Here is a 16218-nt window from a genome sequence, read left to right as displayed (position 1 = left end):
TCGACGCCGTGCGCCGGATGACATGAGGAACGACATGAGTAAAGTTACCGTCCATCAAGGCGCCGTGAGCGAGACTCGTTCTCGCATCCGCGCCAACTATGCGGCCGATGAGTCAGCGGTACTGCACGGACTCGTCGAGCGCATCAGGCTGTCGGAGGAGGACCGCCAGAAGATTGCCGCCACCGGCGCCAACTATGTGGAACGGGTACGCAAGGAAACATCACCCACGATGATGGAGGCGTTCCTGGCCGAATACGGGCTCTCGACCGCCGAGGGCGTCGGTCTCATGTGCCTGGCCGAGGCGCTGCTGCGCGTGCCCGACGCGGAGACCATCGACGATCTCATTCACGACAAGATCGAACCTTCCGACTGGGGCGCGCACCTGGGCAAGTCCTCATCGTCGCTGGTCAACGCCTCGACCTGGGCGCTGATGTTGACCGGCAAGGTGCTGGATGACGACCCCAAGGGCCCGGTGCGGGCGTTGCGCGGGCTGGTACGGCGCATGGGCGAACCGGTGGTGCGCACCGCGGTCGGCCAGTCGATGAAAATCCTCGGCCGTCAGTTCGTACTTGGCCAGACCATCGAGGAGGGCATGAAGAATGCCCGCGAACTCGAGAAACAGGGCTACACCTACTCCTATGACATGCTGGGCGAGGCGGCGCGGACCGACGCCGATGCCGTGCGCTATCACCAAGCCTACGCCAAGGCGATCGCCGCGATCGCCGAGCAGGCCAAGGGCGACGTGCGTTCAAGCCCCGGCATCTCGGTGAAACTTTCGGCGCTGCATCCGCGCTACGAATTCACCCACCACGACACGGTGATGAGTGAGCTTGTGCCGCGCGCGCTGGAACTGGCCCGTCAGGCGGCCAAGGCCAATATCGGCTTCAACATCGACGCCGAGGAGCAGGACCGGCTGGAGCTGTCGCTCGACGTGATCGAGGCGCTGCTATCCGATCCCAGCCTCGCCGGATGGGACGGCTTCGGGGTCGTGGTACAGGCCTACGGACGCCGCGCCGGGCCGGTGATCGAGACGATCTACGACCTCGCCGAGCGGCTCGACCGCAGGATCATGGTGCGGCTGGTGAAGGGCGCCTACTGGGACACCGAGATCAAGCTGGCGCAAGAAATGGGGACCGAGACCTTCCCGGTCTTTACCCGCAAGGCCAACACCGATGTCAGCTACATGGCCTGTGCGCAGATGCTGCTCGACCGGCGCGACCGGATCTATCCGCAATTCGCCACTCACAACGCCCATACCTGTGCCGCCGTCATCGCCATGGCGGGCGACGACAAGGAAAGCTTCGAGTTCCAGCGCCTGCACGGCATGGGCGAGTCGCTGCACCACATCGTCAAACAGGCCGAGGGCACGCGCTGCCGCATCTACGCCCCGGTCGGCGCACACAGCGACCTGCTGGCCTACCTGGTGCGCCGCCTGCTGGAGAACGGGGCCAACTCCTCGTTCGTCAACCAGGTGGTGGACAGCTCGATTCCGCCGAGCGAGGTCGCGCGCGACCCGGTGGCCGAGGTGCAGCGGCTGGGCGACGCCATCGCCAGCCCGTCGATCGTCCCGCCCGGCGAACTCTTCGCGCCCGAGCGCAAGAACTCCCGTGGCTTCCGGATCAACGAGCCGGCCTCGATCCTGCCGCTGCTGGCGGCTCGTGATGCGTTCGCCGACAAGACCTGGACAGCCGGCCCCATGCTCGCCGGAAGCCCGCCGCCGCGGGGACCGGCTCGCGATGCCGTGTCCCCGGCCGATGGCATGCGCGTGGTCGGCAAGGTGCATGAGGCGACCCCGGCCGAGGTGGCTGCCGCGCTTGATGCTGCCGAGGGTGGCTTCCGTGACTGGTCGGTACGGCCGGTGGCCGAACGTGCCGAGGTGCTGCGCCGAACCGCCGATCTCTATGAGGAACACATCGCCGAACTGACCGTGATCGCCACGCGGGAAGCCGGCAAGATGATCCTCGATGGTATTGCCGAGGTGCGCGAGGCGGTGGATTTCCTGCGCTACTACGCCAACGAGATCGAACGCCTGGAGTTGGAGGAGCCCGGCACCGCCCGCGGCGTCTTCGTCTGCATCAGCCCGTGGAACTTCCCGCTGGCCATCTTCACCGGCCAGATCGCCGCGGCGCTGGCGGCAGGCAACGCGGTGCTCGCCAAGCCCGCCGAACAGACGCCGCTGATCGCCGCGCGCGCCGTCGAACTGATACGCGAGGCCGGCCTGCCGGAGGCGGCGCTGCAGTTGCTGCCCGGCGATGGGCCGACGGTGGGCGGGCCGCTGACCAGCGACCCGCGGATCGCCGGGGTCTGCTTCACCGGCTCGACCGAGGTGGCGCAGATCATTCACCAGGCCCTGGCGCAGAATGCGGGGCCGGATGCGGTACTGATCGCCGAGACCGGCGGGCTCAACGCCATGATCGTGGACTCGACGGCGCTGACCGAGCAGGCGGTGCGCGACATCCTGATCTCGTCCTTCCAGTCGGCCGGCCAGCGCTGTTCGGCGCTCAGGATGCTGTATGTCCAGGAGGAGGCTCGCGAGCGGCTGCTGACGATGCTCGACGGCGCCATGGACGCGCTCGTCATCGGCGACCCCTGGAACACCGATACCGACGTCTCGCCGGTGATCGACGCCGAGGCGCAAGAGGGTATCGCCGCCTATGTAGCGGCACAGGAAGAGGCCGGCAGGGTGCTGAAGAAGCTGTCTGCGCCAAGTGGCGGCACTTTCGTCAGCCCGGCCGTGATCGAGGTCGGCGGCATCGAGGATCTCGAGCGTGAAATCTTCGGCCCAGTGCTGCACGTGGCCACCTTCAAGGCGCGCGACATCGACAAGGTGGTCGATGCGATCAATGCCAGGGGCTACGGGCTGACCTTCGGCCTGCATACCCGTATCGACGACCGAGTGCAGCAGATCGTCGAGCGGATCCATGTCGGCAACATCTACGTCAACCGCAACCAGATCGGTGCCATCGTCGGCTCCCAGCCCTTCGGCGGCGAGGGCCTCTCGGGCACCGGGCCCAAGGCCGGCGGACCGCTCTACGTCAACCGGTTCCGTCGCACCGCCGCCGCGGAGCGCCACGAAGCGCCCCAAGGAGACGCCGTGGCGCTCGGCGAGCTCCAGTTGGCCCTCGACGGATTGGACGCACGCAACTGGGCGGCGCGTCCCGATCGGGTCGAGGTGCTGCGCAAGGCGCTCTCCGGCAAGCGCGGCTTGATCCGCAAGGCGCTCGCCGAGACCGCGGCACTGGACATGACGCCGCATACGCTGCCGGGGCCGACGGGGGAGAGCAACCGGCTGTCGTTCTACCCGAAGGGACCGGTACTCTGCCTCGGGCCGACGCTCGAGATCGCCGTCGCCCAGGCGGCGCAGGCACTCGGCGCCGGCTGTCCGGCGGCGCTCGTCGCACCTGGCGCGGCGCAGGCCGTGCAGCCGCTGATCGATGCCGGGGCGCCCGTCGCCGCCCTCGACGGCACCGTCACGGCCGACACGCTGACCAAGGTCAAGGGCATCGTGGCAGTGGCCGCTGCCGGTGCCAGCGACTGGACTCGCGAGCTGCGCCTCGCCCTCGCCCAGCGCGATGGCCCCATCGTCTCGCTCGAGACCCAGACCATCGCGCCAGAGCGGTACGTGGTGGAACGTCACCTCTGCATCGACACCACCGCCGCAGGGGGCAACGCCAGCCTGCTGGCGACGGCGGAATAAGCTCCAAGGGAATGGGGCGACAAAAGGAAATTGTCGCCCGTTACAAGCTCAACGCTATCGCTCGAACACTACCGTGCGGCTGGCATTGAGAAACACGCGTCGTTCCACATGCAGCGCCACCGCCCGAGCCAGGGTCAGGCACTCGATGTCGCGGCCCTTGGCGACCAGATCCTCCGGGTAGTCGGCGTGGCTGACCGGCTCGACGCCTTGGGTGATGATCGGCCCCTCGTCGAGATCGTCGTTGATGTAGTGGGCGGTGGCGCCGACCAGCTTGACCCCTTTTTCGTAGGCCTGATGATAGGGGCGCGCCCCCTTGAAGCCGGGCAGCAGGGAGTGATGGATGTTGATCGCGCGGCCGGAGAGCCTGGCACACATCTCGCTCGACAATACCTGCATGTAGCGCGCCAGGATGACGAGTTCGGCACCGCTCTCCTCCACCACCCGCCACACCTGGGCCTCCTGCTCGGGCTTGGTCTCGGCGGTGATCGGGAAGTGGTGATAGGGAATGCCGTGCCACTCCGACAGCGACGCCAGGTCGGGGTGATTGGAGACGATGGCGCGGATGTCGATGGGCAATTGCCCGGTGCGGTAGCGGTAGAGCAGGTCGTTGAGGCAGTGGTCGGCCTTGGAGACCATGATCACCACTGGCATTAAGCGTCCCGGCGGCGTGAGCTCGGAGCTCATCTCGAACTCGGCGGCCCGCTCGGCGAAGGCCGCCTGGAAGGCAGCGGCGTCGAAGCCGGCCTCCTCGGGGCGGAATTCGGTGCGAATGAAGAAGCGACCGCTCAGACGGTCGTCGAAGGATTGCTGCTCGGTAATGTAGCAGCGCCGCTCCTTGAGAAAGCGGGTCACCACGTCGACGGTCCCCAGGCGACTGGGACACTGCGCGGCCATGATCCAGATATCATCGTGTCGGTTCATGCTGCTCCCTCCGGCGGCTGGTGCCAAAGGGCACCATACGGAAAAAGGGCCGGGGAGACCCCGGCCAAACGCGCCTGGCAAACGAGACGCCGAGTCACTTCTCCACGCCGATGGTGTACTCCGCGCCGGCATCGAGCAGCCAGCGGTAGCAGTAGTCGGCGAAGCTGCGGCGCAGCACCAGCTCCCAGCGGGTCTCCGTGGGGCGGCGCAGAATCAGGTTGGCCTTGGCGAACACCGTGGTGACGCCCTTGCCAACCGGGAAGGCGTCGGGGTGCACGTCGTAGGGCGTCGACTTCATCAGCAGCTCGCGCGCCTTGTCGCCCTCGAGCTCGAGCAGGGTCTGGCCGCCGCTGACGTTGACGATGGCGTAGTGGGCATCGCCCAGGGACTCGCGCAGCTGGCGCTCCAGGGTGAACTCCTCGCCACCGGGCACGATGACGAGCCACTCGTCGGGCGATAGCCACTGGATCGAGCGCGCGCCGTCATCGCTCAGGCTGAGGGTATTGGGCCGCGCCGGCAGGCCGAAGCCGAGCACACCGCGCACCGCCTCGTCGAGCACGATGGCGCCGCCGCGCAGGATCAGATGCCCGGCCATGGCGCGCTCGCGCAACACCACGCGGCTCTTCTGGCTGACGCTCGGGCGGCCGCTGATGTGGTAGGACCAGGCCAGCGGGGATTCCGCCGGCACCTCGGTCTTGGGGCGCACGTCGTAGACGTTGGCCCGGATCGCTGTGGAATCAGACATTCTGGCGCTCTCCCTTGGGATCGTAGAAGATCGTGCCGACGATTTCCGCGGCGTGGGTCTTGCCGTCGGCCATGGGCAGGTAGACGGTCTCGCCCATGCGCTGATGGCCGCCCTTGACCACCGCCAGGGCGAAGCCGCTGCCCAGCGTCGGGCTGTAGTAGCTCGAGGTCACGTGGCCGACCATGGGCATGGGGATGGCGTGATCCGGATCGAAGACGATCTGAGCGCCCTCCTCCAGCACCACCGTCGGGTCCTTGGGCTTGAGACCCACCAGCTGCTTGCGGTCCGTGCGACGGGTGTCGGAGCGAGACAGCGCGCGCTTGCCGATCCACGAGTATGGCTTGTCATAGCCGACGGCCCACTGCATGCCGAGGTCCTCGGGCGTCACCGAACCGTCGCTGTCCTGGCCGGCGATGATGAAGCCCTTCTCGGCCCGCAGCACGTGCATGGTCTCGGTGCCGTAGGGCGTCAGGCCGTACTTTTCGCCGTGCTCGAACAGGGTCTTCCACACGTGCATGGCGTAGTTGGCCTGGACGTTGATCTCGTAGGCCAGCTCCCCGGTGAATGAGATACGGAACACCCGCGCCGGCACGCCGGCGACGTTGCCCTCGCGCCAGTCCATGAACTTGAAGGCACTGCGGTCGAGGTCGATGTCGGTGATCTCGGCCAGCAGCTTGCGCGCCTCGGGGCCCGTCACCGTCATGGTGGCCCAGTGGTCGGTCACCGAGGTGAAGGTCACGTCCAGCTCGGGCCACTCGGTCTGGTGCCACAGTTCCAGCCACTCCAGTACGCCGGCGGCGCCACCGGTGGTGGTGGTCATCAGGAAATGGTTCTCGCCCAGGCAGCTGGTGGTGCCGTCGTCCATCAGCATGCCGTCGTCCTTGCACATCAGGCCGTAGCGCACGCGGCCCACCTCGAGCTTCAACCACTTGTTGGTGTAGACGCGGTTGAGGAACTCGCGGGCATCCGGGCCCTGGATATCGATCTTGCCCAGGGTGGAGGCATCGAGGATGCCGACCTTCTCGCGCACCGCCAGGCACTCGCGGGCCACCGCCTCGTGCATGCTCTCCTTCTTGCCGTTGACCGTCTGCGGGAAGTACCAAGGGCGCTTCCACTGGCCGACGTCCTCGAACTCGGCGCCGTTCTCCACGTGCCACTGATGCAGCGCGGTGTAGCGCTCGGGGTCGAACAGCTCACGGCAGTGGCGGCCGACGATGGCGCCGAAGGTGACCGGCGTGTAGTTGGGCCGGAACACCGTGGTGCCGACCTCGGGGATCGACCGGTTAAGGCAGCGCGCGGCGATGGCCATGCCGTTGATGTTGCCGAGCTTGCCCTGGTCGGTGCCGAAGCCCATGGCGGTGTAGCGCTTGACGTGCTCGATCGATTCGAAGCCCTCGCGCGTTGCCAGCTCGATGCCTGCCGCGGTCACGTCGTTCTGCAGATCGACGAACTGCTTGGGCGCGCGCAGGGTCGGCTTCTCGTGGGGAACCTGGTAGAGCGCACAGGCCGCTCCCTCGCGCCGGGCCTCGACCTGCGGCAGCTCGATTGCCTGCACGGGACGGTTCAGGGCCTCCAGCGCCTGGGCGGCCATGGCGACCCCGTCGGCCATGCCGGCGGCCAGGTCGTGGATGCCGCGCGCGCTGCCGGCGGCGTGCACGCCCTTGACCAGGCTGGGGACGAAACCGAGGATCTCCTCGTTCCAGGTCGGCCGCGCCCCGGTGTGCGAGGCCAGGTGGATTACCGGGCTGTAGCCGCCGGAGCTGGCGATAGTGTCGCAGTCCAGCGTCTCGGCCTGGCCGGTGACCTTGAAGGCGCCGACGTCGATGGTGGCGACACGCGCCCCGTTGACGCGGCTAGCTCCCTTGGCCTCGAGCACGGCGGCCCCTTCGATGATGCGGATGCCGCGGGCGCGGGCCTGCTCGACCCACTCGCCGTTCGGCGCCGGGCGGGCGTCGACGATGGCCACCACTTCGCGGCCGGCGTCGAGCCAGTCGAGCGCGGCGCGGTAGGCGTAATCGTTGCTGGTGGAGAGCACCAGCTTGTGGCCGGGCACCACGCCGTAGCGACGAATGTAGGTGGAGACCGCACCGGCCAGCAGGTTGCCCGGCAGATCGTTGTTGCCGTAGACCAGCGGCCGCTCGTGGGCGCCGGTGGCCAGCAGCACCTGGCCGGCACGCACGCGGTGCATGCGCGAGCGCGAGGGACGGTGGCCGTTCACCAGCGGTGCCGTCTCGCCCAGGTGCTCGGTGCGCCGCTCGTGCAGCGTCACGAAATGGTGGTCGTGGTAGCCGTTGGCGGTGGTGCGGGCCAGCAGCGTGACGTTGTCCAGCCCCGCGAGCTCCTTCAGCACGCGTTCCGCCCACTGGGCGGCAGGCTGGTTGTCGACCAACTCGCGGCTGTCGAGCAGCGAGCCGCCCATCTCCTCCTGCTCGTCGGCCAGGATCACCCGGGCGCCGCTGCGCGCCGCGGTCAGTGCCGCCGCCAGGCCGGCGGGGCCGGCACCGATCACCAGCAGGTCGCAGTGCTGGTTGAGGTGATCATAGCTGTCGGGATCGCGCTCCATGGGGCTGCGACCCAGGCCGGCGCTCTTGCGGATATACTTCTCGTAGGTCATCCACATGGAGGCCGGAGCCATGAAGGTCTTGTAGTAGAAGCCCGGCGGCATGAAGCGGCCACCCACCTTGCCCACCCAGCCCATGAGGTCGTGCTGCACGTTGGGCCAGCCGTTGGTGCTGCGCGCGACGAGCCCGTCGAACAGCGCCTGCTGGGTGGCACGCACGTTGGGCACCTGGGCCGCCTCGGTGCTGCCCAGCTGGATCAGCGCATTGGGCTCCTCGGCGCCGGCGGCGACGATGCCGCGCGGGCGCGAGTACTTGAAGCTGCGATTGACGATGTCCACCCCGTTGGCCAGCAGCGCCGAGGCGAGGGTGTCGCCGGCATGGCCCTGGTAGCGCTGGCCGTTGAAGGTGAAGCTCAGCTTGCGCGAGCGGTCGATGCGCCCGCCCTCTTTGAGACGATTCGGCTGTTTCAAGGACTTGCTCATGCCCGCTCTCCCTTGACCGATGCCACGGCGGCGCCGCTGGCACCCACGGTCTGTTGTCCGCCGCTGGCGACCTGCACGTTGCCTTGTTTGTCCCCGCCCGCCAAATGCTCGGCGGTGACCGTCGGCCGTTCGCCGATCTTGTAGGTCTCGAGGATCTCGTAGGTCACGGTATTGCGCGTGACGTTGAAGAACTTGCGACAGCCGACCGCGTGAACCCACAGCTCGTGGTGGATACCGCGCGGGTTGTCACGGAAGAACAGGTAGTCGCCCCACTCCTCGTCCGAGCAGGCCTCGGGATCCTTGGGCCGCACGATGTGCGCCTCGCCCTTGGGATGAAACTCCTCTTCCTCGCGGAGCTCCTCGCAGTAGGGGCAGTAGATATGAAACATGGAAGTGCCTCCTCAGTGAGCAACGCCGGCCGCACCGTGCTCGTCTACCAGAGCACCGGTATGGAAACGGTCGATGGAGAACGGGGCCGCGAGCGGGTGGGCCTGGTTCTTGGCCAGGGTCCAGGCAAATACGTGACCAGAGCCCGGGGTGGCCTTGAAGCCGCCGGTGCCCCAGCCGCAGTTGAAGAACAGCCCCTTCACCGGCGTGGCCGAGAGAATCGGGCAGGCGTCCGGACAGGTGTCGACGATGCCGCCCCACTGCCGGTTCATGCGTACCCGCGAGAAGATCGGGAACATCTCGACGATGGCCTGCAGGGTGTGCTCCACGGTGGGATAACTGCCGCGCTGGCCATAGCCGTTGTAGCCGTCGATACCGGCACCGATGACCAGGTCGCCCTTGTCGCTCTGGCTGATGTAGCCGTGCACGTGGTTGGACATCACCACGGTGTCCAGAATCGGCTTGAGCGGCTCGGAAACCAGCGCCTGCAGCGGGTGCGACTCCAGCGGCAGACGGAAGCCGGCCATCTTCGCCAGCACACCCGAGTTGCCCGCCGCCACGCAGCCGACGGTCTTGGCCTCGATGTCGCCACGGTTGGTGTGCACGCCGTAGATGCGGCCGTCGCGGATCTTGAAGCCAGTGACCTCGGTGTTCTGCAACAGGTCGACGCCCAGCGCGTCAGCGGCGCGAGCATAGCCCCAGGCCACGGCGTCGTGGCGCGCCACGCCCGCCCGCGGCTGCCAGGACGCCCCCATGATCGGGTAACGTGCGTTCTTCGAGCAGTCCATGATCGGCACGATCTCCTGGATCTGCTCCGGGGTGAGCACTTCGCTGTCGATGCCGTTCAGACGGTTGGCGTTGACCCGGCGCTGGATGTCACGCATGTCCTGCAGCGTGTGGCCCAGGTTCATCACCCCACGCTGGGAGAACATCACGTTGTAGTTGAGGTCCTGCGACAGTCCCTCCCACAGCTTCATGGCATGTTCGTAAAGCGCCGCGGCTTCGTCCCACAGGTAATTGGAGCGCACGATGGTGGTGTTGCGCGCGGTGTTGCCGCCGCCCAGCCAGCCCTTCTCCAGCACCGCCACGTTCTTGATGCCGTGCTCCTTGGCCAGATAGTAGGCAGTGGCCAGGCCGTGGCCGCCGCCGCCGACGATGATCACGTCGTACTGCTTCTTGGGCGTGGGGTTGCGCCACTGGCGCTCCCAGTTCTCGTGGTGGCTCAGGGCGTGCTTGGCCAGCCCGAATCCTGAATAGCGTTGCATCTTCTCTCTCCTCGACCGGCCCCGCCGAGCGGGGCCGGTGACAAACGGGTTCAGGCGGTGGCGGTTTCCTGGGTCGCGGCCGGAGCGGCGGCGCCGTAGACCGGATGCCGTTCGCACAGCTCGGCGACCTTCGCGCGCACCTCGGCCTCCACGGCCTCGCTGTCGTCACCCTCGGCCAGCACGTCGAGGATGTCGCAGATCCACCCGGCGAGCGCCTGGCAGTCGGCCACGTCGAAGCCGCGTGAAGTCACCGCCGGCGTGCCGATGCGCAGGCCGGAGGTAACGAAGGGGCTCTGCGGATCGTTGGGCACGGCGTTCTTGTTGACGGTGATGTGGGCACGCCCCAGCGCCGCATCGGCATCTTTGCCGGTCACACCCTGGCGGATCAGCGAGACCAGGAAGAGGTGATCGTCGGTGCCGCCGGAGACCACGTCGAAGCCGCGCTCGAGGAACACCTCGGCCATGGCCTGGGCGTTATCGATCACGCGCTGCTGGTACTGCACGAAGTTCTGGCTCATGGCCTCCTTGAAGGCCACCGCCTTGGCCGCGATCACGTGCATCAGCGGGCCACCCTGCTGACCGGGGAACACCGCCCCGTTGAGCTTCTTGTACAGCTCCTGGTCGCCGTGGGCCGAGAGAATCAGGCCGCCACGCGGGCCACGCAGGGTCTTGTGGGTGGTGGTGGTGACCACATGGGCGTAGGGAATCGGGCTCGGATAGAGTCCGGCGGCGACCAGCCCCGCCACGTGGGCCATGTCGACCATCAGCCACGCCCCCACTTCGTCGGCGATGTTGCGGAAGCGCCGCCAGTCGACCACACGGGAGTAGGCGGAGAAGCCGGCGATGATCAGCTTGGGCTTGTGACCACGCGCCAGACGCTCGACTTCCTCGTAGTCGATCTCGCCGGTCTCGGGGTTCAGGCCGTACTGCACGGCGTGGTAGTGCTTGCCGGAGAAATTGGGCGCTGCGCCGTGGGTCAGGTGGCCGCCGTGGGCCAGGCTCATGCCGAGCACGGTGTCGCCCGGCTTGACCAGCGCCATGAAGGCGGCGGCGTTGGCCTGCGCCCCGGAATGGGGCTGGACGTTGGCGTAATCGGCGCCGAACAGGCTGCAGGCACGCTCGATGGCAAGCTTCTCGACCACGTCGACGTGCTCGCAGCCGCCGTAGTAGCGCTTGCCCGGGTAGCCTTCGGCGTACTTGTTGGTGAGCTGGGTGCCCTGGGCCTCCATGACCGCGCGGCTGGCATAGTTTTCCGAGGCGATCAGCTCGACGTGTGCCTCCTGACGCGCCACTTCTTCGGCGATGGCGGCGGCGATCTGGGAATCGAATGATGCGAGTCCGGCTTGGTTCATGACTGACTCCGTTGTTATGGCTGTTGATTCAGGGCTGGGTGCGTTCTAGCAATCTATCGACAACCCGGCGGCGCTTAAAATTTGAAATCCTTATGCGCGGATAACCAGCGCAAAGGGTATTCGGCCCATGCGTCGATTAAAGGCGCACGAGAGAGAGAAAGATTGAATAAATGCGACAGCTTTGCTGAATGACAGGTACCGCCGAGCTCGGCCTACCACTTTTGGCGAACGTTGCGCGCGGGGCATGGGCATATGCCTGGAGCACGCGTGAGGCGGGAGATAGCGTTATAACAGTCAGACCGCCGGACGGGATTCGATATGCAGGAAGAAAGGGTCGACCCGTTCGCTTCCCGGTTCTTCGGCACGCTTGCGCATCTCCGACGGCGGCATACCGAAAGCGCTGCGGAAATGGCGCGAAAAATGGGCCGTATCGGAGAAGCCGCAGCGCTCACCGATCTCGGTGACGCTTTTGCCTGTGTAGTGCAGCAGCCACAGCCCATAGCGCAGGCGAAGGTCGCGAGCGAATTTCTGCGGACCGACGCCCAGCGTCTCGCGGAAGCGGCGCTCCAGGTTACGCCGCGAGGTTCCGACGCGCTCGGCCAGCGCATCCATCGAGATCGGTTCACCTAGGTGCTGCTCAAGCACGGCGATGGAACGCCGCACCAGGCGATCCTCGATCTTGCCGAACACCACCGGCTGCGGCTGCGGGTGAGCGCCTGCCCGGGCTTCATCGAGCAGCATGATACGCAGGCTCTTCATCGCCCAAGCCTTGCCCAGGTGCCGCTCGACCAGATAGGCGGCGAGGTCCGCCCCCGCCGAACCGCCAGCGCAGGTGAGGCGGTCGCCGTCATCGACGAACAGCCGATCGGCTACCGGCTCGATGGTGGGAAAGCGCTGGATCATGTCGCGGTGGTGATACCAACTGACGCAGCAGCGTCGCCCATTCATCAGGCCGGCCTGAATGAGGGCGAAGGCACCGGTGCACAGCCCGACCAGGGGCACCTGGGCATTTGCCGCCCGGCGCAGGTAAGCCAGTGCCGTGGTATCGGCCCGGTCGGCATCGTCCAACACGCCGCCGATCACCACGATATAGTCGAACTCCTGCGGGTCCCGGAAGGGCTGGCAAGGCGTGATGGACGCCCCGCAGCTGGAGGCAGCCGGTTCGCCGGTGCTGGTCATGAAGGTCCAGTGGCAGCGCAGCTGACGGCTGCGATCCCCCTCATCGGCCGCCAGGCGCAGGCAATCGACGAAGGCGGCGAAAGGCAGCAGGGTGAAACGATGCAGCAGGACGAAGCCGACCGAGAGGGGCTCGCCCCTGAGAGGAAGATTCATGACGGCTCCTGCGTCGCGAAGGATGCTGCCGGGCGAACGAGGCCCATCGCCTCGACTCTATCGCATTCTGCAAAGTAGGCAAGAGGCTGTGCGGCGCCCGGGAAAGTAAGGCAAGCTAGTCGCAGGCATACCGAGACGAGCCGTTATTCGCGATCCGCCAAGTTGCCTCCCCAGGGCGATACCCGACATGACCATGGCAAGCCAATGACCAACATACCCACCGATCTTCTGCGCACCTTCGTCACTATCAAGGACCTGGGCGGTTTCACCAGTGCAGGCGAGCTGCTGGGTCGCTCGCAGCCGGCGATCAGCCTGCAGGTCAAGAAACTCGAGGAGCTGCTGAACACCAAGATCTTCCTGCGCGGTTCCAGCCTGGAGCTGACGGAGGATGGCGAGTATCTCTACGAGGCCGCACGCCAGATGCTCGAGATCAACGACCAGATCATTGCCAGGGTCAGGGGCGACAACGTTTCCGGCAAGGTCAGGCTCGGCATACCCAACGACTTCGAACTGGCATTTCTGCCCAAGGCGCTGAGGAACCTCTCGCGCGTCTACCCCAACATCGTTGTCGAAGTCGACTGCGAGATCAGCAAGGTCATCCTGCAGCGCTATCAGAAGGGGCACTATGATCTTGCCCTGGCCATGGAGCATGCCAAGGAGGACGAAGACCGGGATGCGCGTGACTATCGACTGGAGGGCCTGGAGTGGGTCTACAAGGACAGCCGGCTCATCAATGGCTATGACGACCCCATACCGCTGATCGCTTACCCTCAAGGCTGTGTCTATCGCTCCCTGATGGAAGAGGCTCTGCAATCGCAGCAGCATCCCTTCCGCTTCATGTACACGAGCACCAGCCTGCTCGGTATCTTCTCGGCGGTGGAAGAGGGGCTGGGTATCACGGCGATGGCGAAATCGGTGATTCCCGAGCACCTGAAGCATGCCGAGAGTTCCCGGAGCCTTCCGGCACTGGGTCGGGTCTGCATCGGCCTGTATTACAAGGAGAGGGAACTCAACATCGCCTCTCGCCATGTACTCGACTTCTTGCGTTCCGGACTCGCCAACATGTAACTGAGGCATTGCCGGCCCCTTGGGCCGGCAATGCCGCCGCCTCACCCAAAGGTCCCGGCAATCTTCTCGATGCACTCGTCGAGAATCCACTCTCCCTTCTGCGCCGTGGCCTTGGCCGGCGATGACAGCGTGCCCGAACTCGCCACCCAACTGGGATCCGGCGGGAAGACGTCATAGGGCGGAAACTCGGCGGGAGGAACCTCGACCACCTTCGACATATCCACCAGCTCAGGATGGATCTTCAGCATGATCGAGGTTTCCAGCACGCCGCCGTGTTCGACCGCCCAGCCCGAGAAACCGTCCGGGAAGACCTTCTCGATGGTGGCCTCGCTGATGAAATCCCAGTAGGAGAGCAGCACAACCCGTATCTCCTTGCCGGACAGCCTGGCGTGCTTCACGGCTCGATCGGCCGCCTCGACCAGGAACATCGAGTTCTCGAAATGGCCGTTGATCAGCACGAACTCCCGGTTGCCATGCGCCGCGTAGGCGAGGATCACGTCATAGGCGTACTCCTCCAGAGCGCGACCGCTGACGCAGGTGGTGCCAGGGAAGAAGTTGCCGCCCCCCGATTTCACCTGCGACTTGTAGCCGTAGGCAATGGGCGGCGCGACCAGCATGTTGCCGCTGCGCTCGGCCACGCGACAGGCGATGTATTCCGGTATCAGCACGTCCGGGTTCAACGACATGTGCGGCCCGTGCTGCTCGATGGCCCCCACCGGTAGCAGGATTCGGCAGCCGCCATCCTGCACCCGGTCGCGGTAGGTCATCCAGTCCAGTTCCGCCAGCTTGACGCTATTCATCAGGTATTTCCCTCCGTCATGGTCTTCAGCGAGTATTCGCGTCGAAAGGCGCTATCCTGCTGCACGGCGCGCACGATCGAGAAGGCCATCAGCGCCATGATCAGGGAGAAGGGTAGCGCCGAGAGAATGGCGGCCGTTTGCAGGGTCGATAGTGCCCAGGCACCGCCTACCAGCAGCAGCACGGCCGCGACGGCCCCCTCCATGACGCCCCAGAAGACACGATGCCGGGAAAGCGGATGCGGGTCACCCTCGCTGAGAATGGTGGTGATGACCAGGGTTCCCGAATCGGATGAGGTAATGAAGTAGGTCGCGACCAGCAGCGTGCCGAAGAACCCGGCCACTACGCCGATGACGCCGACATCCATGGCGGAGAAGGTCGCATAGAGCGCCAGGGAAACGTCCTGGGATACGGCCTCGGAAATGCCGCCGCTGCCGAACAGCTCCTCGTAGAGGGCCGTGCCGCCATAGGCGGAGAGCCAGACAAAGGAGAGCAGTGAGGACACACCCACCACGCCGAAGATGAACTCGCGGATGGTACGCCCCCGGGAGACCCGGGCCACGAACACCCCCACGAACGGTGCCCACGACATCCACCAGCCCCAGTAGAAGACGGTCCACCAGCCCTGCCAGGAGTCCTGCCATGACTCGGCGCCGTTGGCCGCCGTCGCGTTGCTGCCCGTGTAGAAGCTCAGCGGAATCACCGAGCGTAGGTAATCGCCCGTTGATTCAAGCAGCCCGCCGATGATGTAGCGCGTCGGCCCGAAGGCGAAGAAGAAGGCAAGAAGCAGGAAGGTCAGCCACATATTGGCTTGTGAAAGATACTTGATGCCGCGCTTGAGCCCGGTCAGCACGGAGATCAGGGCCAGTACGGTAATCACGCCGATCAACGCCACCTGCACCAGGCGATTGACAGGCACATCCCAAAGATAATTAAGGCCGGAATTGATTTGCTGAACGCCCAGGCCCAGGGAAGTGGCAATACCAAAGAGGGTGGCAAAGACAGCAATGATATCGATGAGGTTACCAATCCAGCCATTGACCTTCTCCCCCAGCAAGGGATAGAGCGTATAGCGGATGCTCAGCGGCTTGCCATAGCGATAGGCCATCAGGGCAAGGCCTAGGGCGACGATGCAGTAGATGGCCCAGGCGTTCAGGCCCCAGTGGAAATAGGCCAGCCGCATGGCGATGTCGGCGGCTTCGGCGTTGCCTACTGCCGGAGAGAAGGGCGTCCCCTGGGAGAGGTGCATGATCGGCTCGGCGATCGACCAGAAGATGATGCCGATGCCCTGGCCGGCGGCATAGAGCATGGCAAACCAGGTGAAGTAGCCGAACTCCGGCTTTTCGTGCTCCTCCCCGAGCTTGAGGCGTCCGTACTTGCTGAACGCCAGGGCCAGCAGAAAGATCAGGAAACTCGCCGCCAGGCCGACGTACCACCAGTTGAAGTAGAAGGTCACGAAGGTCCTTCCCCTGTCGATCAGCGCCGTGGTGGCTTGCGGGAAAAGAATGGCCAGCGCGATGAACGCCGCCATGACGATGACCGATACCAGGGTCACCAGTGGGTTTACCCCTTTGAAGGGGCCCGAGTGCAGGACCATAGCCGTCCTCCTC

Annotated in this window: 11 protein-coding genes; 2 read left to right on the top strand and 9 right to left on the bottom strand. The window is 65.8% G+C overall.

Annotated elements, in window-relative coordinates; genetic code table 11:
- Window positions 1–34 precede the first annotated feature (34 nt).
- The gene (gene putA / locus HNO53_RS01195; protein WP_209475549.1) at window positions 35–3697 is read left to right on the top strand and encodes a bifunctional proline dehydrogenase/L-glutamate gamma-semialdehyde dehydrogenase PutA; all 3663 of its coding nucleotides are present in this window, start codon (window positions 35–37) and stop codon (window positions 3695–3697) included.
- A 54-nt stretch (window positions 3698–3751) separates the two neighbouring features.
- On the opposite strand, the gene purU is transcribed toward putA, so the two are convergent.
- The 7 genes from purU to HNO53_RS01160 all read right to left on the bottom strand — a co-directional run bounded on the left by purU (window position 3752) and on the right by HNO53_RS01160 (window position 12742).
- Complete coding sequence (gene purU / locus HNO53_RS01190) at window positions 3752–4618, bottom strand: formyltetrahydrofolate deformylase (protein ID WP_209475547.1); 867 nt, start codon at window positions 4616–4618, stop codon at window positions 3752–3754.
- Window positions 4619–4712: 94 nt separating this feature from the next.
- Entirely contained in the window at window positions 4713–5363 is a 651-nt protein-coding gene (locus HNO53_RS01185; protein ID WP_209475545.1) for a sarcosine oxidase subunit gamma, read from the bottom strand.
- Complete coding sequence (locus HNO53_RS01180; protein WP_209475543.1) at window positions 5356–8406, bottom strand: sarcosine oxidase subunit alpha; 3051 nt, start codon at window positions 8404–8406, stop codon at window positions 5356–5358. Before HNO53_RS01180 ends, HNO53_RS01185 begins: the two co-directional genes overlap by 8 nt.
- A complete protein-coding gene (locus HNO53_RS01175) occupies window positions 8403–8795 on the bottom strand; it encodes a sarcosine oxidase subunit delta (protein WP_209475541.1) in 393 nt (130 codons plus the stop codon). Before HNO53_RS01175 ends, HNO53_RS01180 begins: the two co-directional genes overlap by 4 nt.
- 12 nt (window positions 8796–8807) lie before the next feature.
- Window positions 8808–10058 carry a sarcosine oxidase subunit beta family protein gene (locus HNO53_RS01170; RefSeq protein WP_209475539.1) on the bottom strand — a complete coding sequence of 417 codons (1251 nt, stop codon included), beginning with the start codon at window positions 10056–10058 and terminating at the stop codon, window positions 8808–8810.
- A gap of 50 nt (window positions 10059–10108) precedes the next feature.
- The gene (glyA, locus tag HNO53_RS01165) at window positions 10109–11410 is read right to left on the bottom strand and encodes a serine hydroxymethyltransferase (protein ID WP_209475537.1); all 1302 of its coding nucleotides are present in this window, start codon (window positions 11408–11410) and stop codon (window positions 10109–10111) included.
- 294 nt (window positions 11411–11704) lie between these two features.
- Entirely contained in the window at window positions 11705–12742 is a 1038-nt protein-coding gene (locus HNO53_RS01160; protein ID WP_209475535.1) for a GlxA family transcriptional regulator, read from the bottom strand.
- Between the two features lie 204 nt (window positions 12743–12946).
- Here HNO53_RS01160 and HNO53_RS01155 point away from each other — a divergent pair, with 204 nt between their 5' ends.
- Window positions 12947–13810, top strand: coding sequence for a LysR family transcriptional regulator (locus HNO53_RS01155; RefSeq protein ID WP_209475533.1), 864 nt, complete (start codon window positions 12947–12949; stop codon window positions 13808–13810).
- A gap of 41 nt (window positions 13811–13851) precedes the next feature.
- Here HNO53_RS01155 and HNO53_RS01150 read toward each other — a convergent pair whose 3' ends face one another.
- On the bottom strand, window positions 13852–14610 hold the full coding sequence (locus tag HNO53_RS01150) for a creatininase (protein WP_242597509.1): 759 nt from the start codon (window positions 14608–14610) through the stop codon (window positions 13852–13854).
- Window positions 14610–16205: a BCCT family transporter gene (locus HNO53_RS01145; protein WP_209475531.1), complete on the bottom strand. Its 1596-nt coding sequence runs from the start codon at window positions 16203–16205 to the stop codon at window positions 14610–14612. Before HNO53_RS01145 ends, HNO53_RS01150 begins: the two co-directional genes overlap by 1 nt.
- Window positions 16206–16218: the final 13 nt, after the last annotated feature.

Source organism: Billgrantia antri (assembly GCF_017868935.1).
Lineage (GTDB): Bacteria > Pseudomonadota > Gammaproteobacteria > Pseudomonadales > Halomonadaceae > Halomonas > Halomonas antri.
Note: the sequence above shows the minus strand (reverse complement) of the source record. Positions and strands in the feature narration are given on the sequence as shown.